This is a genomic window from Geothrix campi (genome assembly GCF_024609265.1).
Classification (GTDB): domain Bacteria; phylum Acidobacteriota; class Holophagae; order Holophagales; family Holophagaceae; genus Geothrix; species Geothrix campi.
In genome coordinates this window covers 325,770-344,308 of record NZ_JANHMP010000002.1, presented here as the reverse complement: position 1 = coordinate 344,308, position 18,539 = coordinate 325,770, and the positions used below count along the sequence as shown (strand labels likewise).

Here is an 18,539-nt window from a genome sequence, read left to right as displayed (position 1 = left end):
TCCCTGCCGAAGCGTCACAAATGGCCTTCTTTCCAGATTAGGGATCACGCAGAACAAGACTCAGTATAGGTACCCCTCACAACTAGGCAAGTTAGGCCCAAAGCACTAGGGCCTGCCTTCAAGACGGGGTTTCGACCAGACACACCCCGGCCGGGGCCCTGCGGTCCCTTCCCGAAATCAGATGGCTAGGGTCAGCGTCCCAGTGGCGCGCCGTACTCCGCGTAAGTGCCCTGGAAATCCTCGATGCCGTCGTCGGTGAGGTGCCAGATGCGAGTGGCCACCTCGTCGATGATGTCCTCATCGTGGGTCACCAGGAGGATGGTGCCTTCATATCGCTGCAGCGCATCGTTCAGGGCGATGACGGCTTCCAGATCCAGATGGTTGGTGGGTTCGTCCAGCACCAGGATGTTGGGCTTCTGCAGCATCAGCTTGCAGAAAAGCAGGCGGCAGGACTCGCCGCCGCTGAGCACATCCGTCATCTTGTTGCCTTCCTCGCCCCGGAAGAGCATCTGGCCCATGACGCCGCGGATCTGCTCCTTGGTGGCGTCGGGGTCGAACTGGTGCAGCCAGGTCACCAGCTCGTAGCCCTTGGGAATGCTCTCCGCGAAATCCTGGGAGAAGTAGCCCACGTTGGCCTCGTGGCCCCACTTCACCTCGCCCGCGTCCAGCTTCAGCCCCAGTTCGGTGACCTGGGGGGCGTTGGCAAGCAGCGCATTCAGCAGCGTGGTCTTGCCGATGCCGTTGCGGCCCATGAGGGCCACCTTCTCGCCCCGCTGCACCATGGCGGAAAAACCCTTGATGACCTCGAGACGGCCCTTGTCTGTATCGTAGCCCTTCTTCACGCCTTCGAATTCCAGCGCGTAGCGGCCCCCAGGCTTCGCCTGGCTGAACTTGATGAAGGGCCGCTGGATGTTGCTGCGGGCCAGGTCGCTGGGCTGGAGGCGCTCCACTTCCTTGCGGCGGCTGTTCACCTGGCTGCTGCGAGTGCCGGCCGCGAAGCGCTGGATGAACTCGTTCAGCTGGGCGATCTTCTTTTCGCGCTGCGCGTTGTCCGACTCGATGCGCGACCGCACCTGGATCTTGGCCATGACCATGTCGTCGTAACCGCCGGTGTACTGGATGATCGTCTGGTAGTCGATGTCGGCGATGTGCGTGCAGACATTGTTCAGGAAATGGCGATCGTGGGAGATGACCACCACCGTGCCCTTGTAGCGGATGAGGAATTCCTCCAGCCAGTGGATGGAATCCAGATCCAGGTGGTTGGTGGGCTCGTCCAGCAGCAGGGCCTGAGGATTGCCGAAGAGGGCTTGGGACAGCAGCACGCGCACCTTCTGGCCACCCTGCAACTCGCCCATCTTGCGCCCGTGCAGGGACTCGGGGATGCCGAGGCCATCCAGCAGGACGGCCGCATCCGCTTCAGCCGTGTAGCCATCCTCGTCGGCCACCACGCCTTCGAGCTCGGCCACGCGCATGCCGTCCTCGTCCGTCATCTCCGCCTTCTCGTAGATGGCGTCCCGCTCCTGCAGCGCCTTCCAGAGGCCCGCGTTACCCATGATCACCGTGTCGATGACCCGGAACTGATCGAAGGCGAACTGGTCCTGGCGGAGGATGCCCATCTTGCGGGGGCGGATCACGTTCCCCATCTGCTGTTCCAATTCGCCCGCGAGGATCTTCATGAACGTGGACTTCCCCGACCCGTTCGGCCCCGTCAGGCCGTAGCGGCGGCCAGGGTTGAAGGTCGTGGTGACGTCCTCAAAGAGGATCTTCGCGCCATAGCGCATGGTGACGTTCTGCACTGCAAGCATGGAAACTCCCGAACCGACCATTGTACGGGAAGAATCCTGTTTCTCCGAGCACCTAGCTCCAAATGGCGCCCTGCCGGGCCCCGTTTGGAGTTACGGCGGCTTCGCTGCCGGACGGATCTTTCCCCAGCTACAAAACGGCGCCCGCATGGGCGCCGTTTTGTAATGGTGCCGAGGCCATCGGCGGGACATCACCCATCAGAACGGAATGTCGTCATCCGGGAAGCCGCTGCCCGCGGGGCTGGGGGCGCCATGATCCTCGAAGTCCTGGGAACCGCCACCCGTCGCCTTGCCGCCGTAACCACCGGAATCGCGGCCGCCACCGTCCTCCATGCGGCCCAGCATGACGAAGTTGTCGCAGCGGATGTCGCAGGCGGTCTTCTTCACGCCGTCCTGGCCGGTGTATTCGCGGTACTGGATGCGGCCTTCCACCATCACCTGCTTGCCCTTGCGCAGGTACTTCTCGGCGATCTCGGCCTGCTTGCCCCACACGACGATGTTGTGCCATTCCGTCTTGCTCTGCTTCTCACCGGCCTGGTTCTTCCAGGTCTCCGTGGTGGCCACGGAGAAGCGGGCGACGCTCTGGCCCGAGGGGGTCGATTTCAGCTCGGGATCGCGCCCCAAGTTCCCGATGAGCAGCACTTTGTTCAATGAACCGGACATGATGTCCTCCTTTGTATCGGCGGAGCTCTCCGCCTCACCGTCGACTCAGACCATCTGAGGGGGTGGTAGGGTAATCACGATTCTCTTGAGGCCTTCCCGTGTCAAGCATTCTGGTGAGCTGCAAGAACAAGTCCGGCGCCGAGAAGCATTACCTTCCCGCCTTGAAGGCGGCCGGCTGGGCCGGAACCATCCAGCTGGTGGCTCCCGGCGACCCTCACCCCGACCTGGGGGGTGTCGCGGGCTTCCTCCTCACCGGGGGCGACGACATCCATCCCCGCCATTGGGACGAGGCCGAGGCCGTGCATCCCAAGGCCGAAGTGGATGAGGGTCGCGATGGCTTCGAGATCCCGCTCATCCGGGCGGCCTGGGAGCGCAACCTGCCCATCCTCGGCATCTGCCGCGGCGAGCAGATCCTCAACGTGGCCCTCGGCGGCAGCATGATCCAGGACGTGCCGGACCACTACGGCTGCGAGCCGTCACGGCATCAGCACGGCACGCCCGAGGTTCCGGACATGCACCACCGGGTGCAGCTGGCCCCGGCCTCCCGCCTGCGCGCCCTGTTGGGCGAGGATGTCTTCCTCGTGAACAGCCGCCACCACCAGGCGGTGAGGCGCGTGGCACCACCCCTGGTTGCCGTGGGCTGGCATCTGGACACAGCCCACCCCATCACCGGCCCCCTCGTCGAGGCCGTGGAGGCCACCGATGCCGCCCGCTGGGTCTTCGGGGTCCAGTGGCACCCCGAGAACCTCGTGGGCCTCAAGGGCCCCGCCGGCGACGCCGCGCGCGACCTGTTTTCCGCCTTTGTGGAAGCGATTGGCCACAGATGAACACGGATGAACACAGATGGTAGTTTTTTATCCGCGTTCATCTGTGTTCATCCGTGGCTAACTCCCTGGAGTCTCCATGTCCTCTCCCATCCGTTTCGAGATCCGCGATCGCATCGCCACGCTGACGCTGGACCGGCCGGACAAGCTGAACGCGCTGGTGCCCGAGATGAAGGAAGGCTTCGAGGAGGCCCTGGCGAAGGCGGCGGAACCCAACGTGAAGGCGCTGTTCCTGCGCGGCGCGGGGAGGGCCTTCTGTGCGGGCGGCGACCTCGGGTGGATCTCGAAGGCGCTCTCCGAGGGCCGCTGGGCCGATCTGGAATCCCTGCTCGACCTGGGCGCCGCCGTGGCCCATGGCCTCGCCACCCTGCCCAAGCCTGTGGTGGCCGTGGTGCAGGGCCCCGCCGCGGGCGCAGGCATGAGCCTGGCGCTCTGCGCGGACCTGCGCATCGCCACCCCCGAGGCCGCGTTCAGCATGGCCTTCGTGAAGATCGGCCTGCACCCGGACTGGGGTGGCAGCGTCATGCTGTCGCGCCTGGTGAATCCCGCCCTCGCCGCGGAATTGATGATGACCGGCGATACCCTCGATGCCGCCCGTGCCCAGGCCCTGGGCCTCGTGAACCGCATCGCGCCCGGCGATCAGCTGGAGGCCATCGTGGAAGCCCTGGCCCAGCGCCTGGCGGCCGGGCCTTCTGAGACCTTCGCCCGCATCAAGGCCACCCTGCTGCGCAACCAGGGATTGGACACCGAGAGCCTCCGCGCCCGTCTAGAGGCAGAAGGCGGCCAGATGAAGGCCGCCATGCGGCATCCCGACGCCAAGGAGGGACTGGCCGCCTTCTTCGAGAAGCGCGCGCCCATGTTTGCCTGAGAGAAGGGCCCGCCGGCTCAAGGATCTGCTTGGCTTGTGTCGGCATTGTGTGCAATTTTTATTTCTATGCCCGTTCTCACCATCTGTGCCGATTGCGAACGCCAGGCCCTCCGGAGTCCCCGGCGCGGCAAGGCCATGACCGAGGCCCTGACCTGCCTCACCCAGCTGCTCCTCAGCCGCAAGCGGCTTCAGGGGCTCCAGATCGTCCGTGAATCCTGCCTGCAGAACTGCCCCTTCGGGCGGATCTGTGTGGCCCTGAAGCAGGGTGGGCTGGAAGTGCGGCACCACCTCTCGCCCGAAGAAGACCTCAAGAAAGTCGCGGCGAAACTGGCAGGCACTGCGAAGGGCTAACGCATCCCCCGGCTCTGGGCGGCCTCGATGAGTTCCTTGATGCGGCGGGCGTCGGCCTTGGTGTGGCCGTGGCTGGCCAGGGGGTCGCTGCCGCCGGTGCTTTCGACCGTGATGTCGGACCAGAGCAGGCCGGTCTCGATGCGGACGCTGGCCACCTTCGACAGGTGGATGCTGATCTCGTTCACCGTGAACCAGGACCGCTTGCGGCGGATCACGGCGGTGTCCGTGACCTCGATGACCGTGGTGAACAGGTGGTTGCCCTGGGTCCAGCGGCTGGCGTGGAAGGTCTCTGTGGCCATCAGAGGGCCCCCTTCGCGGCGGCGGCCACGGCCTTGGGCGTGACGCCGTAGGCCTCCAGAAGCTTCTCGGGCTTGCCGCTCTGGCCGAACTGGTCCTGCACGCCCACCCGGCGCAGGGGCATGGGATGGGCCTCCGAAAGAATCTCCGCCACCACGCCGCCCAGGCCGCCGTGGGCCTGGTGCTCCTCGCAGGTGACGACGGCCCGGTGGGCCTTCGCCAGCCTCAGCAGCGTTTCGCGGTCGAAGGGCTTGATCGTGGGGCAGTGCAGCACCGTGGCCTCGATGCCCTCGGCGGCCAGCAGCTCCGCCGCCGCAAGGCAGATGGAGGTGCCCAGGCCGCAACCCACCAGCAGCACGTCCGTGCCGGGGCGCATTATCACGGCCTTGCCGATCTGGAAGCGGTAGTCCTCCGCGTGGATGCGGGGGAACTTGTCGCGGGTGAGGCGGACGTAGACCGGGCCCTTGTGGGCGTAGGCCGCACGGATCACCTGCTTCGTTTCGATGCCGTCGGCGGGCGAGATCACCGTCATCCCGGGGATCATCCGCATGAGGGCCAGGTCCTCCAGGCACTGGTGGGTGCCGCCGTCCTCGCCCACGGTGAGGCCCGCGTGGGTGGCCACGATCTTCACGTTCTGGTGGCCCACGCCCACGGCCTGGCGCACGAATTCGTAGGCGCGACCTGTGGCGAACATGGCGAAGGTGCTCACGAAGGGCACCACGCCCGTGGTGCTGGCCCCGGCGGCGGCGGCCACCATGCCCTGCTCGGCGGCGCCCATGTTGAAGAAGCGCTCCGGGAAGGCCTTGGCGAACTTGCTGGTGCGCGTGGACCCCGCCAGATCTGCGTCGAAGACGACGAGGTTGGCACCCTCATTCCCCAACTCCACCAGGGTGTCCCCGTAGGCGTCCCGCAGGCTGTCCATCACGACACCCGCCTTGCCGCCCACACCCGCCGTCTCCATGCCTGCCATGCCAACTCCCATCGAAGGATCCATTCTACGCGAGGCGCCGCCGCGGTCCGGCACCCGTCTATGAATCCACGCTGCACCCCGCGAAATCCAGGGGAACACCGTAGGCTGGAAGGATGGCTCTGCGCCTCCGCTCCCCTGCCCTGATCTGGGGCCCCGCTTTCATCCTGGCTGCGACCGGGGCGACCCTGCGTTTCCTGAGGCCGGGCCACCCGGCCCTGCCGGCCATCAGCGCCACCTTGCTGGGCCTCCTGACCCTGCGGATGGGGGTCATGGTCCTGGACTGGCGGCGGGGGCACCTCCCCGGGACCCGGATCCTGCTGCCGGCCGTGCTGGTGGCCGAAGGATTGGGACTTCTCGTGACACCGGCCTCCGCACTGGCGGGCAGAATTCGCCTGGGTACCGCGCTGGTGCTGGAGATCCTGCTGCTGGGGCTCGCGCTGAAGGTCTGGAAGGGAACGAAAGGCGTTCCGGGAGCCTGGCCCGAGGAGCGCCTCGCCCTGGCGTTCGAGGCGTTCGTGCCGCCCCGGGCTGCCCGGCTCATGGCCCTGGAGCTGGTCATGCTCGGCAGCGCCCTGCGCTTCCTCTGCGGCGGTTTTCGCGATCTGGCGCCCACAGGCCTCAGCCACCACCGGGAGTCGGCTCTGCGGAGCTTGCTGCCGGCCCTGCCCCTGCTCATCCCCGCGGACATGCTCCTGATCCATGCCCTCTTCCCCCGGATGGCCCCCTGGATGCGCTGGACGCTCCACGGGTCCACGGTCTACGCCGTGCTCTGGATGTTCGGCTTCTACGCCACGCTGAAGGCCCGGCCCCACCAGATCGTGGATGGCCAGCTCCACCTGCGCCTGGGTTTGCTGAAGTCCGTGGTGGTACCCAGGGGGCAGGTCCGCAGTGCCGCCCCCCTTCCCGAGTTCGACGACGACTGGGCCCGCCACCGCCACATGAAGGGCGTGCAGAAGCTCGTGGCCGCGGGCGCCCCCGTGCTGGAGCTGCGCCTGGCCTCCCCTGTAGCCGTACGGGGTCTGCTTGGCCCCGGACGACCCACGGATCGGCTGGCGGTCTCCATGGACGATCCTGCCGCCTTCCTCGCGAGCCTGGAGAGCTCTTGCGCCTGAGCCTTCCCATCGACTCCCTGCTGCCGCAGATCGCGGAAAGCCTGCGCAGGCACCCAAACCTGGTGCTCCAGGCCGACCCTGGCGCCGGCAAGACCACGCGGGTGCCCCCTGCCCTGCTGGAGACGGGCCTGCTGGGGGACGGTGAGTGCTGGATCCTGGAGCCCCGCCGCCTCGCCGCGCGCCTGGCCGCTACCCGCGTGGCCGACGAGTTGGAGGAACCCCTGGGCCAGCGGGCGGGTTACGCCGTGCGCTTCGAGCAGAAGGTGTCGAAGGCCACGCGCCTGCGCTTCGTCACCGAGGGCCTGCTGCTGCGGCGCCTGCACGGCGACCCGCAGTTGCGCGGCATCGCCGCCGTGGTGCTGGACGAATTCCACGAGCGGCACCTGCACACAGACCTGGGCATCACGCTGTTGCGCCGCCTCCAGCATTCATCGCGCCCGGATCTGAAGCTGCTGGTCATGTCGGCCACGCTTGATCCCGGCCCCGTGGCGACCTACCTCAACGCCCCGGTCATCCGGAGCGAGGGCCGCGCCTTTCCCGTGGATACCGCGTTCCTCCCCCGCCCCGACGACCGGCCCATCGAGCAGCAGGTGGTCGACGCCCTGGACCGCCTCTACGGCGAGGGACTGAAGAACCACACGCTCGTGTTCCTGCCGGGCGCCGCGGAGATCCGTGCCTGCCTGAAGGGCTGCGAAGCCGTGGCGGCGCGGCGAGGGCTGAGCCTCCGGCCCCTGCACGGCGAGCTGTCACCTGATGCCCAGGCCCATGCGCTGGAAAGCAGCACCGCCCCCAAGGTCATCCTCAGCACCAACGTGGCAGAAAGCTCCGTGACCCTGGATGACATCGGTGCCGTGGTGGATTCGGGCCTGGGGCGCGAGGCCTCGCACTCGCCCTGGTCGGGCCTCTCGGGCCTGCGCACGGTCCGCATCAGCCAGGCCCGCTGCACGCAGCGCACAGGCCGCGCGGGCCGCACGGGACCAGGGCGCTGCCTGCGCCTCTACACCGAGGCTGACTTCGGAGCCCGGCCCGCCTTCGACACGCCTGAACTGCAGCGTTCGGACCTGGCGGAGCCACTGCTTTCGCTGCATGGCATGGGTATCACCGAGCCCGGTGCCCTGGACTGGTTCGAGGCGCCGCCGGAAGCCGCCACGGCCGCCGCCGAAGCCCTGCTCACGCGCCTCGGTGCCCTGGCGGACGGCGCCCTCACGCCCGTGGGTCGGCGCATGGCCGACCTGCCCCTCCACCCGCGCCTAGCCCGCCTGGCCATCGCAGGCCAGGACCTCGGCATCCCACAACTATCGCTGCGAGCTGCCGCCCTGCTGGAGACCGGCAGCCTGTCCGCCCGCCAGGGCCTGGACCGGATGCCGGTGAAGACGGGTCATGGTGCGGACTCGGACCTGCTGCTGCGCCTGGACCAGTTCGAGGAGGCCGAGGCCGCGGGCTTCAGTGCCGGGGCCTGCCGGGCCGCCGGTCTGGATGCCGCCGCCGTGCACCGGGCCAAGCGGGCCGCGCAGTCCCTGTCACGCCTCCTACCTTCGCCTGCCGAACCGGCGGAGGCTGAAACCCGCCTGCTCAAAGCCCTGCTCCAGGCCTACCCGGATCGCGTGGGACAGCTCTCGGCCAACGGCACCTGCGCCTTTGCGGGCGGCGGGGGCGCCAAGCTGGATCCCGCCAGCCGGGTGCGGCGGCCGGGCCTGATCCTGGCCCTGGAAGCCGAGGCCGTGAAGCAGGGCACCGGCGGTCAGACGCTCATCCGGCTAGCCTCCCGCTGTGAGGCCGACTGGCTGCTGGAGGCCTTCCCCGAGCGCCTGGAAGACGTGGACGAAGTGCTGTTCAACGCTTCGGCGGGCCGCGTGGAGCGGCGCTCCGAGATCCGCTTCGAGGGGCTGGCCATCGACAGCAGCCGAGGCCCCGCGGACCCTGCGGACCCGCGCGTGGCGGGCCTGCTGGCCCAGGCCCTGAGGGAACGGCCCCTGGAGGAAGTCCCCGCGCGGTACCTGGCCCGCCTCTCGTTCCTGCGGAAGCACCGGCCGGAGCTGGACCTGCCGGAGGATCTGCTGGGCCCGCTGCTCGCGGGCGCCTGCGCGGGCCGCACGACCCTGCGCGAGGTGCAGGATGTGGACTGGCCCGGAGCCCTCCGCCAGGCCTTCCCCGCCGAAACCCTGCGCCTGCTGGACGCCTGGGCGCCGGAGGCCATCCAGCTCCCCAAGGGCCGGCCCACCAGGGTCCACTACGAGGACGACCCGCCCTGGATCGCCTCGCGGCTCCAGGATTTCTGGGGCCTGAAGAAGACGCCCGCCGTGGCGGGCGGGGCTGTGCCCCTGGTGCTGCACCTGCTGGCCCCCAACATGCGCGCACTCCAAGTCACCACTGACCTCGCCGGCTTCTGGCAGCGGGTCTACAAGGATCTGCGTCCGGGCCTATCCCGGCGGTATCCCAAGCATCATTGGCCGGAGTAATCAGAGGTTCGGTCCGGAGTCCAGACTATCCCCGCAGTTCCGCCAGCATCGCCCGCGCACCGGCCTCCAGCAAGGTTCCGTCCAGACCGGTGGCCAGCAGCGTGAAGCCGTCCTCCTCGTGGGTCCGGATCTCGGCCGCGGTCATGCGGAAGATGCCTAGGGGCATCGAAGCTTCGTGGCAGGTTCGGGCGATGGAGGCCACGGCCTCCAGGAAGGCCGGATGGCTGAACTGCTCGGAGATTCCCAGGCTGGCGCTCAGGTCGTAGGGGCCCACAAAGATGGCGTCTACGCCCGGCACGCGGGCGATGGCACCGATGTTCGTGGCGGCTTCGGCGGATTCCGCCTGCACCACCACCAGACCCCGGCCGTGGACCGCCTTCACGATCGCCTCGGCCTGGGCCGCGGTGTCCACGTGGGGCACGATGAGGCCATCCGCGCCGCAGGCGGCCGCGTCACCGAGCACCTCGGGATCCTGAGATGGGACCCGCAACAGGCAGGGCACGGCCCCCTTCAGGGATGCCAGCGTCCGCGAGGTCTCCGCCGGGCCGAAGCCGCCATGCTCGCCATCCAGGAAGAGCCAGTCGAAGCCCTGGCCGGCCAGGCGGAGGGACACCTCAGGGCGGGGGATCTGCACCAGGGTGCCCAGCAGGCGCTCCCCGGCGCGGAGACGATCGCGGAATGCGGACGAAGCCATGACGCACCTCTCTGACAGCATGAACCCGGGCGCCTCCCCGGGCGATGGTTTGGGCTACCTTAGACCCATGCTGACCTTCCGCCCCATCCAGCCCGAGGACGACGCCGCGATGGCGGCCATCATCCGGACCGTCATGCCGGAATTCGGGGCGGATGGCCCGGGCTTCGCCATCCACGATCCCGAGGTGGATCACATGAGCCGGGCCTACTCGGCCCCGGGGGCGGCCTATTTCGTGGTGGTGGATGCGGCCGGGCGCCTCGTCGGCGGGGGTGGCGTCGCAGCGCTCGAGGGCGGCGATCCGGGCACCTGCGAGCTGCGGAAGATGTACTTCCTGTCCGAGGCCCGCGGCCAGGGCATGGGCGAGACCCTGCTGCGCCACTGCCTCAAGGTGGCGAAGGATCTGGGCTACCGCACCTGCTACCTGGAGACCCTCACCGGCATGGACCAGGCCCTGAAGCTCTATGGCAAGGTGGGCTTCCAGCCCCTCTGCGCGCCCCTGGGCCGTACGGGCCACGGCGGCTGCGACCACTGGTTCGCGCGGGAGCTCTGATGATCCTTGGCCTCGGTACCGACATCTGCCCGCCCTCTCGCTGGCGGCACCTGGTCGAGCGGTTCGGGGCCGAGAAGTGCGCGGGGCGGATTCTCCATCCGGAGGAAGCGGCCTACCTGCTGGCGGGCAACCGGGAACGGTTGCCAGAACGGCTGGCGGGGCGCTGGGCCCTGCGGGAAGCCTTCGGCAAGGCCCTGGGCACGGGCTTGGACGGCTGGTCCTGGAAGGAGTTGCGCTTCGTGAATGGGCGCCTGTGGGCCGTAGGCGTCCTGGTGGATCTGCTCGCGGCCCGCGGCATCCGCAAGCTCCACGGCAGCGTGAGCCATGACGGGGATCTCGCCATGGCCGTGGTCATCGTGGAGGACTGACCGGGCGGAACGGCCACCGTTCCCATACCGGACCGAGGTTCGAAGCAGCACCTGAGCGGCGAGGAGCCGACCATGCCCATCACCCCTCACGAGCTTATTGCGAACCTCGGCGACCTGCCGCCCCTCCCAAAAGTGGCGACCCAGGTATTACGCCTCGCCATGGATCCGGCGGCCACCGCCGGGGATTTCCACCAGGTTATCGCCATGGACCAGGCCCTTGCCAGTCAGGTGCTCAGGATTTCGAACTCCACCGCCTTCGGCATGATGCGCGAAGTGACCACGCTGACCCAGGCCATCACCACCCTGGGCGTGTCTGCGCTCAAGAGCGTGGTCATCGCCAGTTCCGCCCGGAACCTCTACCACCGCGGCGCCGTGGGCCCCCAGGAGCGGCTGCTCTGGGAGCACGCCCTGGTGGCGGCCATGGCGAGCCGTGCCTTCGCCGAACGGCTCGGTCTCGCTCTGGCAGAGGAGGCCTTCGTCGGCGGGTTGCTCCACGACATCGGGAAATCCGTCCTGGGTGCCAAGTTCCCCGAGCGCTATGGCCCCCTGCTACGCCTGGTCCACGAGGAGCAGGGCGCCTGCCTCGACCTGGAGTTGGAGGCCTTCGGGTTCGATCACGCCATGGTCGGCGAGGCACTGGCCATCCAATGGAACCTGGCCCCCTGTCTTCAGGCCGCCTTGCGCTGGCATCACGAGCCCCACCGCGCGGGCAGGGATCACCGCAGGCTGGCCGCCGTGGTGGCCCTGGCCAACCACCTGGCCTTGGAACAGAAGGTGGGCCTCGGGGATCCTTCACGCCTGGAAGACGCCTCCCGGCAGGCCATGGACATCCTCACCCTCGACTCCGGAGCCTTGGCCAGCCTCAAGGCGGATATCCGCACCACCCTTGAGCGGGACCAGACCATGATCGCGGAGTTCTGAGGCCACCAGGAAGGGGCTCAGCCCTTCCGCAGCTGCTTCATGAGCCGCGGCAGGCGGTTCAGGGCGGCCTGGGCCTCGGTCCATTCGCGGTGAGGGCGGGCCGGGAAGCCCGTCACGAAGCTGCCTTCGGGCAGGCTCTTGGCCACCACGCTGTTGCCGCCCACCACACTGCGGCTGCCGATCTCGATGTGGCCCACCACGCCCACCTTGCCGGCCAGGGTCACGTAGTCGCCCAGCTTCGTAGAGCCGCTGATGCCCGTCTGGCTCACCAGCAGGCAGTGGTTCCCCACCTGCACGTTGTGACCCACCTGCACCTGGTTGTCGATCTTAGTGCCCAGGCCGATGCGCGTGGGGCCCAGCACGCCCCGGTCGATGCACACGCAGGCGCCGATCTCCACGTCGTCACCCACCTCCACCCAACCCACCTGGGGAATCTTGGCGTGGCGGCCCTCCACCAGTACGTAGCCGTAACCGTCGCTGCCCACCACAGAGTTGGCGTGGATGGCCACCCGGTTCCCCAGCCGCGTGCGGCGGTAGAGCACGGTGCCGGAAAACAGCTCGCAGCCCTCGCCCAGCACGCAGTCATCGCCCACATGGACGCCCGGATGCACCACGCAGCCCTTCCCCAGCACGGTGCGGGCCCCCACTGTGGCGCCCGGGGCGATGCGGCAGTCCGCCCCGATCACCGCCGTGGGATGCACGGGACGATCGCCCCACTCGGGGGCCGGTTCGGGGTGGAGCCAGCCGATGGCTTGGGCGAAGGCCCAGTAGGGATGCTTCACCCTCAGCACGGGGTGCTCGCCCATGTCGGCCGTCGCGTCCACGAAGATCAGACCCGCGGCACTTTCCTTGGCCTTCGCGGCATATTTCGGATTGGCCAGGAAGGATACGGAGCCCGCGCCGGCCTCTTCCAGGGGCTTCACTTCGGAAATGGGGCGTTCCGGGGGACAATGCTCGAGGTTGCCGCCCAGACGTTCCGCCAAATCCCGGGCTGTGATGATCGGCATGGCATCCTCCTCGTCAATCTTCAGTCTTCAGCCTTCAGTCTTCAGTTTCCAGTCATCCGTTCGGATTCCGCCATGCATCCAGTTCTTTTTGACATCGGGTCCTTCCCCCTCGGCACCTACGGACTGTTGCTGGCCATCGCGTTCTTCGCGGGCACGGCCCTGGCCAAGCGACAGGCGAAGCTGGACGCCCTGAACCCCGCCGCCATCACCGACCTGGCCATCGCCGTGCTCATCGCGGCGATCCTGGGTTCCAAGCTCCTGATGATCCTGGTGGGTCTCTTCACACCCGCCGGCCAGGAAGGCGCCATGGCCTTCCGGGATATCTTCACCCTCTCGACCCTGCGGGCCGGCGGCGCCATCCATGGCGGCATCATCGCCGCCACCGCCACCTTCTTCTGGAAGCTCCGCAAGGGTCAGGGCCTGCCCCTCCGCCTCACGGGCGATGCCCTGGTGCCCGGCGTGGCCCTGGGCCAGGCCATCGGCCGCCTGGGCTGCTTCTCTGCCGGCTGCTGCTACGGCACGGAGACCCACCTGCCCTGGGCCGCCACCTTCACGAATCCGCTGGCCCAGGCCTTCAGCAGCACGCCCCTGGGCATCCCCCTGCACCCCGTGCAGCTCTACAATTCCCTCGCCAACCTCACCGTGATGGCAGTCCTGCTGGTGGCCCGCGGCAAGCGCTCGTTCCATGGCCAGGTCTTCGCCCTCTATTTCCTGGCGGAGGGCCTTGGCCGGGTCATCACGGAAACCTGGCGGGGCGACGTGGATCGCGGCACGGGCTGGCTGGGCTGGGTGTGGCTCAGCACGGGCCGCCTCACCGGGATCGCCTTCTTGATGCTGGGCCTGGGCCTTTGGTTGTTCTGGAACCGTCGCAAGGAGTCGAAGTGACCCAAATCGTCGCCGAGGATGGCGCCCCCCGACTGGACCGCTTCCTGGCCGACCGGTTTCCTGAAGTGCCTCGTGCCCGCTGGGATAGCCACGTCCGCACGGGAGCGGTGAAGGTGAATGGACAGCCGGTGTCCAAGGGTGGCGTGAAACTACGGCCGGGCGATGTGGTGGAGACGGAGTTGCCGGTGATCGCCGTCCCTGCCGCCCACCTGGAAGCCGAGGCCATCGACCTGCCCACTCTGTTCGAGGACGCCCACCTCTGGATCGTGGACAAGCCCGCGGGCATGGTGGTGCACCCGGGTCCCGGCCATGCCGGCGGCACCATCGTGAACGCCCTGCTGCACCGCCTCAAGACGCCGCTGGTCCTCGAGGCCGATGGCGAGGATGTGGAGGACGCCGAGGAATTGGCCTCCGGGTGGCCCGGCCTCGTGCACCGGCTCGACCGCTACACCACCGGCTGCCTCTGCCTCGCCAAGACCGCCGAGGCCCAGCGCGCCATCCAGGACCAGTTCAAGGCCCGCACCGTGGAGAAGCGCTACCTGGCCCTGGTGCGCCATTCCCCCAAGCTGCCCCAGCTGGGCAGCCTCCTCATTGACGAGCCCATCGCCCGCCACAAGCGGGACCGCCTGCGCATGGTGGTGGCCGATGGCGGACGCCCCGCCCAGACCCGCATCCGCGTGTTGGCCCGCACCACGAGCGTGGCCCTGGTGGAATGCGAGCTGCTCACGGGCCGCACCCATCAGATCCGCGTGCACCTGGCCCACCTGCGGGCTCCGCTCATGGGTGATCCCCTCTACGGCGGGCCTGGGCGCTGGAAGGATGTGGATGGCGGTGCCCTGCTGCTGCCCCATCCGGCCCTCCATGCCTGGAAACTGTCGGTGGACCACCCCGTGACGGGTGCCCGGATCGACGCGGAGGCGCCCATTCCCGAGGCCTTCCTGGCCCTGGCCGAGGCCCTGGGCTTGCCGAGGATCTGAGGCGGGCGCATCATCCCCGTACCGGGGGAAGCCATGTCAGCCATCGCACAAGCCCTGACGACGCTGAGAGGCTGGATGGAGACCTATCCCTTCCTGCCCGGCCTGGTCTTTGCCGCCCTCTGCCTCCTCCTGATGTTCGCGGTGGCCCTGCCCCGACTCCGCTCCTGGCGTCGCGGGAAGGGGCGGCCCGTCCTGGATCCCCTCCAGGTCGAGGAACTCCTGCAGGGTCCTGGCGTGCTGCTGGTGGACCTGCGGGAGGATGAGGCCTTTCGCCAGGGTCACATCCGGGGCTGCCTCCATGTCCCCTTCGCGGAACTCACCCGACGCTTCGCGGCCCCGGATCCCAAGGCCAAGCGCGCGCTCGTCCTGGTGGACGAAACCGATGCCCTCTCCCACCGCGCCCTGCGCCAGCTCCTGGCCCGGGGCTTCGACTGGGTCTACGTCCTCAAGGGCGGCATGCGCGCCTGGCGTGGGGAAAGCCGGCCGCTCGTGAAGTAGTTCAGGCCCCGTCCGTCTCCGTCAGCCCCCAGCGGTCCCACAGTAGCAGGAGGAGCAGGCCGGGGATGGCCGCCGCGGCGCAGACGGGGAAGTAGAGTTTCCAGCCGTAGGATTCCGCCATGAAGCCCGTGAGCCCCCCGAAGACTGTCCGGGGCAGGGCTGTCAGGGCGCTGAAGAGGGCGTACTGGGTGCCGGTGTACGAGCGGTTGCAGCTACCCATGAGCAGCGCCACGAGCGCACTGCCGCCCATGCCGTACGCCAGGTTCTCCAGCGTGTTGGCGGCCACCAGCAGGGGCAGGTGCCGGCCCAGCATCGAGATGGCCCAGAAGCCCAGGATGCTGCCCGCCTGCACGAACCCGCAGATCCAGAGCGCTTTGCGCAGACTCATGCGCATGAGCATCCACCCTCCGAGCAGGCCGCCCAGAATGATGGCCACCATGGCGGTGGTCTTCTGCACGGTGCCGATCTGCATCTTCGTGAAGCCGATGCCCCGCATGAGGAAGGGCATGGTCATGGCTTCCGCCAGCCAGTCCCCCAGCTTGTAGAAGACGGCGAAGGCCAGGAGATAGCCAATGCCCTTGCGCTGAAGCAGATCCTTCAGGGGGCCCGAGACGGCCTCCTGAAGTGTGCGGGGTGCTCGAGCCACGCCATCCGTGTTCATGGCCAGCCAGGTCCCGAGGGTGCCCAACAGCGTGAGACCGGCCATGCCCAGGTACGTGGCGCGCCAGCTGAAGACCTGGGCCAGGATCATGGCCAAGCCGCCGCTCACCAGCATGGCCACGCGATAGGCGGCGATGTGGATGCTGTTGCCCAGGCCCAGGTGCTTCTGATCCAGGGCCTCGGCCCGCCAGGCGTCCACGGCGATGTCGAAGGTGGCGCTGGTGACGGCCACGGCCAGGGCCAGGATCACCACCCGCATGAGATCCAGGTTCGGCTGCGTGACGGCCAGCAGACCCAGGGCCAGAGCCATGCCCAGTTGCATGAGCAGCATCCAGCCCCGACGGCGCCCCAGGCCCGGCAACGCAAAGCGATCCAGGAAGGGCGCCCAGAGCACCTTCAGGCTGTAGGGCAGCGTCACGAAGCTGAAGAGCCCGATGGTGGCCAGACTCAGCCCCTCGTCCGTCATCCAGGCCTTCAGCGTCGAGCCCGTGAGGAAAAGCGGAAGCCCCGAGGCAAAGCCGAGGAGGATGAGCGTGGTGAGCTGACGGGGCTTCATCCCACCAGCCTAACCGGAGGGCCGCTCAGGGTGCCTCGCCCCCGTGGGTGTGCAGATCGTGGACCATGTGGCCCCCCAGGTGGCCCGTGCGAAGCAGCGCGGCGACCCCCAGGCCACTCACCAGCAGCCAGAGGATGAAGAGGCTGCGGGCCAGGCGCGGCGAAGGCTCCCGGTGGAGGAACCGGGATGCCCCCAGGTAGACAAGCCATGCCGCGGTCAGGAGCCCGAAGATGGCCATGGTCCACTGGGCCGACAACTCGTGGGCATTCAGGGCGACCCTCAGTTCCGGTGTCCGGTGCGCGAGGTTCTCCGCCGCGTCGCCGGTGGCCAGCGCCAGCAGCCCTCCCAGCAGCCCCAGCAGCAGCAGGAGCAGCGCGGCGGTGTGGATCCCCCGCCGCTGGGCCGGCCAGAGAGCTCCCAGCAGGAAGAGGAGCGGAGCCGTCGCCAGCAGCGCGATGGGGAAATGCACGATGGCGGGATGAAGGTGATTGAAGGGAGGCACGAGGAGCTCCTGGAAAAACGCCCACGGGATCTGCCCAAAGGATGCGCCAGCCTCCCGGTGGAACGCCAGACCGGAGGGGCCGGTTTCTGCCATCCGGATCTGGGACCTCCCCGGGGGGCACCGCATCCTCATCCCCAAGCCACCCCGCCATCGCTGCGGCCCCGCCCCAGGGAGGTCCCATGTCTCAACCCGAACCAGCCACACCCACCGGTACGTCCAGCGGTCTCGACCGCCGGGAGTTCTGCGCCTGCGCCCTCGCCGTGGCCGCGGCGGCCGCCGCCGTCTCCTGTGGCGGCGGCGGCGGGGGGTACTCCAATCCGGCACCCCCTCCGCCCCCACCCCCGCCCAGCCCGGTCACCACGTCCGAAACCAAGACCAGCATGCTGGGTCAGCCCTCCGGGACCGTGCGGGACTACACCACCACCGCCTCCGGTGCCTGCCCCCTGATCCTGGGGGCCGCCCAGGGCTACTACCTGGTCCGGGACAGCGCCGGCATCTATGCCTTCAATGCCAGCTGCCTGCACCAGGGGGGGCGACTCAACACGACGCAGACTGGCTTCGGCTGCCCCTGCCACGGCAGTCAGTACGACCTCAACGGCACCGTGACCGTCGGGCCGGCCCCGGTCGGGTCGGTCCTCCAGCACTACCAGGTGAGCGAATCCACGCCCGGCGGAGTGCTCGTGATCGACCCCTCCAAGCCCGTCTCCGCCACCACGCGGCTCACCTGACCGCCGGCCCGGATCGCCCATGCCCCTCCGACCGATCGCCCCGTCCTCCTTCCTCCTGCCCCTCCTCCTGTCCGCCCCCCTGCTGGGCCAGGACTCGGAACTGCCCCTGGGGCTGAACCTGCCCACCGCCGACCATCTCCAGGGATGGCAGCCCGCCATCCGCTTCACCCACCGGTTCGCCGAACCGGCCCGTGGGAACTCGAAGGACTTCTACGGCCTGGATGGCGGCAACTTCGCGGGTCTGGGCTTTGATCTCGGCATCGCCGCGGTGCCGGGCCTCAACGCCCAGGTGTACCGCACCTCGGATGGCAAGACCGTGATCCTCGCCCTCCAGGAACAGCTCCTGGACGGCCCGCACGTCCGCATGGCGATCCGCGGCGAGCGTTTCGATGAAACGATCAAGCGCGCCACCTACACCTTCGGAACCGTGGGCGTGACCGGTGCGGCCCTGCAGCTCCCCGTGGAATTCGTGGCGGGGCCGGTCACCTTCAGCCTCGTCCCCACCTGGCTTTCCCGCACCACCACGGAGGACCGCGCCCTCTTCACGGCCGGCGCGGGCGTCCGCTGGCGGATCCTCGATGGCCAATCCATCCTCGCGGAGTACTACCCACGCCCTGCCCGCCTGGACTCCTCTGCCTACGAACAGGGCTTCGCCCTGGGCTACCGCTTCCAGACCAAGGGCCACCGCTTCACCCTCCTCGCCACCAACGTCCAGGGCACCACCGCCCATCAGGTGCTGGGCGGCGACTATGCCGGTGGACCGAGGTCCCCGGGCCAGTGGGCCCTGGGCTTCAACCTGGTACGGGTCTTCTAGCCCCTAGGGAGAGTGGAAGCGAGGCGCGGCTCC

General features: G+C 68.6%; 21 protein-coding genes. 13 read left to right on the top strand and 8 right to left on the bottom strand.

All coding sequences use genetic code 11. The annotated features are described in order from the left end of the window. Positions 1-191: 191 nt before the first annotated feature. Positions 192-1,805, bottom strand: a complete 1,614-nt coding sequence (locus NOV65_RS10715; protein WP_257306451.1) for an ATP-binding cassette domain-containing protein — start codon at positions 1,803-1,805, stop codon at positions 192-194. Positions 1,806-2,000: 195 nt separating this feature from the next. Beyond that, positions 2,001-2,465, bottom strand: coding sequence for a single-stranded DNA-binding protein (locus NOV65_RS10710; RefSeq protein ID WP_257306450.1), 465 nt, complete (start codon positions 2,463-2,465; stop codon positions 2,001-2,003). Positions 2,466-2,563: 98 nt separating this feature from the next. On the opposite strand from NOV65_RS10710, the gene NOV65_RS10705 reads away from it, so the two are divergent. The 3 genes from NOV65_RS10705 to NOV65_RS10695 all read left to right on the top strand — a co-directional run bounded on the left by NOV65_RS10705 (position 2,564) and on the right by NOV65_RS10695 (position 4,508). After that, entirely contained in the window at positions 2,564-3,292 is a 729-nt protein-coding gene (locus NOV65_RS10705) for a gamma-glutamyl-gamma-aminobutyrate hydrolase family protein (RefSeq protein WP_257306449.1), read from the top strand. 76 nt (positions 3,293-3,368) lie between these two features. Further along, complete coding sequence (locus tag NOV65_RS10700; protein WP_257306448.1) at positions 3,369-4,157, top strand: enoyl-CoA hydratase/isomerase family protein; 789 nt, start codon at positions 3,369-3,371, stop codon at positions 4,155-4,157. A 66-nt stretch (positions 4,158-4,223) separates the two neighbouring features. Continuing rightward, a complete protein-coding gene (locus NOV65_RS10695) occupies positions 4,224-4,508 on the top strand; it encodes a hypothetical protein (protein WP_257306447.1) in 285 nt (94 codons plus the stop codon). Here the strand turns inward: NOV65_RS10695 and NOV65_RS10690 are convergent. Both NOV65_RS10690 and NOV65_RS10685 read right to left on the bottom strand, forming a co-directional pair. Then, positions 4,505-4,807, bottom strand: a complete 303-nt coding sequence (locus NOV65_RS10690; RefSeq protein WP_257306446.1) for a PH domain-containing protein — start codon at positions 4,805-4,807, stop codon at positions 4,505-4,507. The two genes, NOV65_RS10695 and NOV65_RS10690, sit on opposite strands and share 4 nt — an antisense overlap. Continuing rightward, positions 4,807-5,775: a transketolase family protein gene (locus NOV65_RS10685; protein ID WP_257306445.1), complete on the bottom strand. Its 969-nt coding sequence runs from the start codon at positions 5,773-5,775 to the stop codon at positions 4,807-4,809. The genes NOV65_RS10690 and NOV65_RS10685 overlap by 1 nt, the downstream gene beginning before the upstream one ends. A 113-nt stretch (positions 5,776-5,888) precedes the next feature. On the opposite strand from NOV65_RS10685, the gene NOV65_RS10680 reads away from it, so the two are divergent. Then, a complete protein-coding gene (locus NOV65_RS10680; protein ID WP_257306444.1) occupies positions 5,889-6,887 on the top strand; it encodes a hypothetical protein in 999 nt (332 codons plus the stop codon). Next, positions 6,878-9,346 (top strand): ATP-dependent helicase HrpB, encoded by a 2,469-nt coding sequence (gene hrpB, locus NOV65_RS10675; protein WP_257306443.1) that lies wholly within the window; start codon positions 6,878-6,880, stop codon positions 9,344-9,346. Before NOV65_RS10680 ends, hrpB begins: the two co-directional genes overlap by 10 nt. 25 nt (positions 9,347-9,371) lie before the next feature. On the opposite strand, the gene NOV65_RS10670 is transcribed toward hrpB, so the two are convergent. Continuing rightward, entirely contained in the window at positions 9,372-10,040 is a 669-nt protein-coding gene (locus tag NOV65_RS10670) for an HpcH/HpaI aldolase family protein (protein WP_257306442.1), read from the bottom strand. Positions 10,041-10,107: 67 nt separating this feature from the next. Between NOV65_RS10670 and NOV65_RS10665 the strand changes: the two genes are divergently transcribed. The 3 genes from NOV65_RS10665 (at position 10,108) to NOV65_RS10655 (ending at position 11,879) form a co-directional block, all read left to right on the top strand. Next, on the top strand, positions 10,108-10,590 hold the full coding sequence (locus NOV65_RS10665; RefSeq protein WP_425250856.1) for a GNAT family N-acetyltransferase: 483 nt from the start codon (positions 10,108-10,110) through the stop codon (positions 10,588-10,590). Beyond that, positions 10,590-10,958 carry a holo-ACP synthase gene (locus tag NOV65_RS10660; RefSeq protein WP_257306440.1) on the top strand — a complete coding sequence of 123 codons (369 nt, stop codon included), beginning with the start codon at positions 10,590-10,592 and terminating at the stop codon, positions 10,956-10,958. Before NOV65_RS10665 ends, NOV65_RS10660 begins: the two co-directional genes overlap by 1 nt. A 72-nt stretch (positions 10,959-11,030) precedes the next feature. Further along, positions 11,031-11,879, top strand: coding sequence for an HDOD domain-containing protein (locus tag NOV65_RS10655; protein WP_257306439.1), 849 nt, complete (start codon positions 11,031-11,033; stop codon positions 11,877-11,879). Between the two features lie 17 nt (positions 11,880-11,896). On the opposite strand, the gene lpxD is transcribed toward NOV65_RS10655, so the two are convergent. Further along, on the bottom strand, positions 11,897-12,886 hold the full coding sequence (gene lpxD / locus NOV65_RS10650) for a UDP-3-O-(3-hydroxymyristoyl)glucosamine N-acyltransferase (RefSeq protein WP_257306438.1): 990 nt from the start codon (positions 12,884-12,886) through the stop codon (positions 11,897-11,899). A gap of 72 nt (positions 12,887-12,958) precedes the next feature. Between lpxD and NOV65_RS10645 the strand changes: the two genes are divergently transcribed. The 3 genes from NOV65_RS10645 to NOV65_RS10635 are packed head-to-tail and all read left to right on the top strand — an operon-like array spanning position 12,959 to position 15,246. Further along, complete coding sequence (locus tag NOV65_RS10645; protein WP_257306437.1) at positions 12,959-13,771, top strand: prolipoprotein diacylglyceryl transferase; 813 nt, start codon at positions 12,959-12,961, stop codon at positions 13,769-13,771. Beyond that, on the top strand, positions 13,768-14,748 hold the full coding sequence (locus NOV65_RS10640) for an RluA family pseudouridine synthase (protein WP_257306436.1): 981 nt from the start codon (positions 13,768-13,770) through the stop codon (positions 14,746-14,748). Before NOV65_RS10645 ends, NOV65_RS10640 begins: the two co-directional genes overlap by 4 nt. A 33-nt stretch (positions 14,749-14,781) precedes the next feature. After that, complete coding sequence (locus NOV65_RS10635) at positions 14,782-15,246, top strand: rhodanese-like domain-containing protein (protein WP_257306435.1); 465 nt, start codon at positions 14,782-14,784, stop codon at positions 15,244-15,246. 1 nt (position 15,247) lies between these two features. Here NOV65_RS10635 and NOV65_RS10630 read toward each other — a convergent pair whose 3' ends face one another. Then, positions 15,248-16,462, bottom strand: a complete 1,215-nt coding sequence (locus tag NOV65_RS10630; RefSeq protein WP_257306434.1) for an AmpG family muropeptide MFS transporter — start codon at positions 16,460-16,462, stop codon at positions 15,248-15,250. Positions 16,463-16,487: 25 nt separating this feature from the next. Next, a complete protein-coding gene (locus NOV65_RS10625; RefSeq protein WP_257306433.1) occupies positions 16,488-16,964 on the bottom strand; it encodes a DUF2231 domain-containing protein in 477 nt (158 codons plus the stop codon). Between the two features lie 179 nt (positions 16,965-17,143). Between NOV65_RS10625 and NOV65_RS10620 the strand changes: the two genes are divergently transcribed. Then, the gene (locus NOV65_RS10620) at positions 17,144-17,692 is read left to right on the top strand and encodes a QcrA and Rieske domain-containing protein (RefSeq protein WP_257306432.1); all 549 of its coding nucleotides are present in this window, start codon (positions 17,144-17,146) and stop codon (positions 17,690-17,692) included. 19 nt (positions 17,693-17,711) lie between these two features. Then, positions 17,712-18,506 carry a DUF5777 family beta-barrel protein gene (locus NOV65_RS10615; protein ID WP_257306431.1) on the top strand — a complete coding sequence of 265 codons (795 nt, stop codon included), beginning with the start codon at positions 17,712-17,714 and terminating at the stop codon, positions 18,504-18,506. The last annotated feature ends 33 nt before the right edge of the window (positions 18,507-18,539 follow it).

Coding starts and splice junctions, on each gene's coding strand:
- NOV65_RS10715 (WP_257306451.1), bottom strand. CDS start 1,805: ATGCTTGCAGTGCAGAACGTCACCATGCGCTATGGCGCGAAGATCCTC.
- NOV65_RS10710 (WP_257306450.1), bottom strand. CDS start 2,465: ATGTCCGGTTCATTGAACAAAGTGCTGCTCATCGGGAACTTGGGGCGC.
- NOV65_RS10700 (WP_257306448.1), top strand. CDS start 3,369: ATGTCCTCTCCCATCCGTTTCGAGATCCGCGATCGCATCGCCACGCTG.
- NOV65_RS10695 (WP_257306447.1), top strand. CDS start 4,224: ATGCCCGTTCTCACCATCTGTGCCGATTGCGAACGCCAGGCCCTCCGG.
- NOV65_RS10690 (WP_257306446.1), bottom strand. CDS start 4,807: ATGGCCACAGAGACCTTCCACGCCAGCCGCTGGACCCAGGGCAACCAC.
- NOV65_RS10685 (WP_257306445.1), bottom strand. CDS start 5,775: ATGGCAGGCATGGAGACGGCGGGTGTGGGCGGCAAGGCGGGTGTCGTG.
- NOV65_RS10680 (WP_257306444.1), top strand. CDS start 5,889: ATGGCTCTGCGCCTCCGCTCCCCTGCCCTGATCTGGGGCCCCGCTTTC.
- NOV65_RS10670 (WP_257306442.1), bottom strand. CDS start 10,040: ATGGCTTCGTCCGCATTCCGCGATCGTCTCCGCGCCGGGGAGCGCCTG.
- NOV65_RS10665 (WP_425250856.1), top strand. CDS start 10,108: ATGCTGACCTTCCGCCCCATCCAGCCCGAGGACGACGCCGCGATGGCG.
- NOV65_RS10660 (WP_257306440.1), top strand. CDS start 10,590: ATGATCCTTGGCCTCGGTACCGACATCTGCCCGCCCTCTCGCTGGCGG.
- NOV65_RS10655 (WP_257306439.1), top strand. CDS start 11,031: ATGCCCATCACCCCTCACGAGCTTATTGCGAACCTCGGCGACCTGCCG.
- lpxD (WP_257306438.1), bottom strand. CDS start 12,886: ATGCCGATCATCACAGCCCGGGATTTGGCGGAACGTCTGGGCGGCAAC.
- NOV65_RS10645 (WP_257306437.1), top strand. CDS start 12,959: ATGCATCCAGTTCTTTTTGACATCGGGTCCTTCCCCCTCGGCACCTAC.
- NOV65_RS10635 (WP_257306435.1), top strand. CDS start 14,782: ATGTCAGCCATCGCACAAGCCCTGACGACGCTGAGAGGCTGGATGGAG.
- NOV65_RS10630 (WP_257306434.1), bottom strand. CDS start 16,462: ATGAAGCCCCGTCAGCTCACCACGCTCATCCTCCTCGGCTTTGCCTCG.
- NOV65_RS10620 (WP_257306432.1), top strand. CDS start 17,144: ATGTCTCAACCCGAACCAGCCACACCCACCGGTACGTCCAGCGGTCTC.
- NOV65_RS10615 (WP_257306431.1), top strand. CDS start 17,712: ATGCCCCTCCGACCGATCGCCCCGTCCTCCTTCCTCCTGCCCCTCCTC.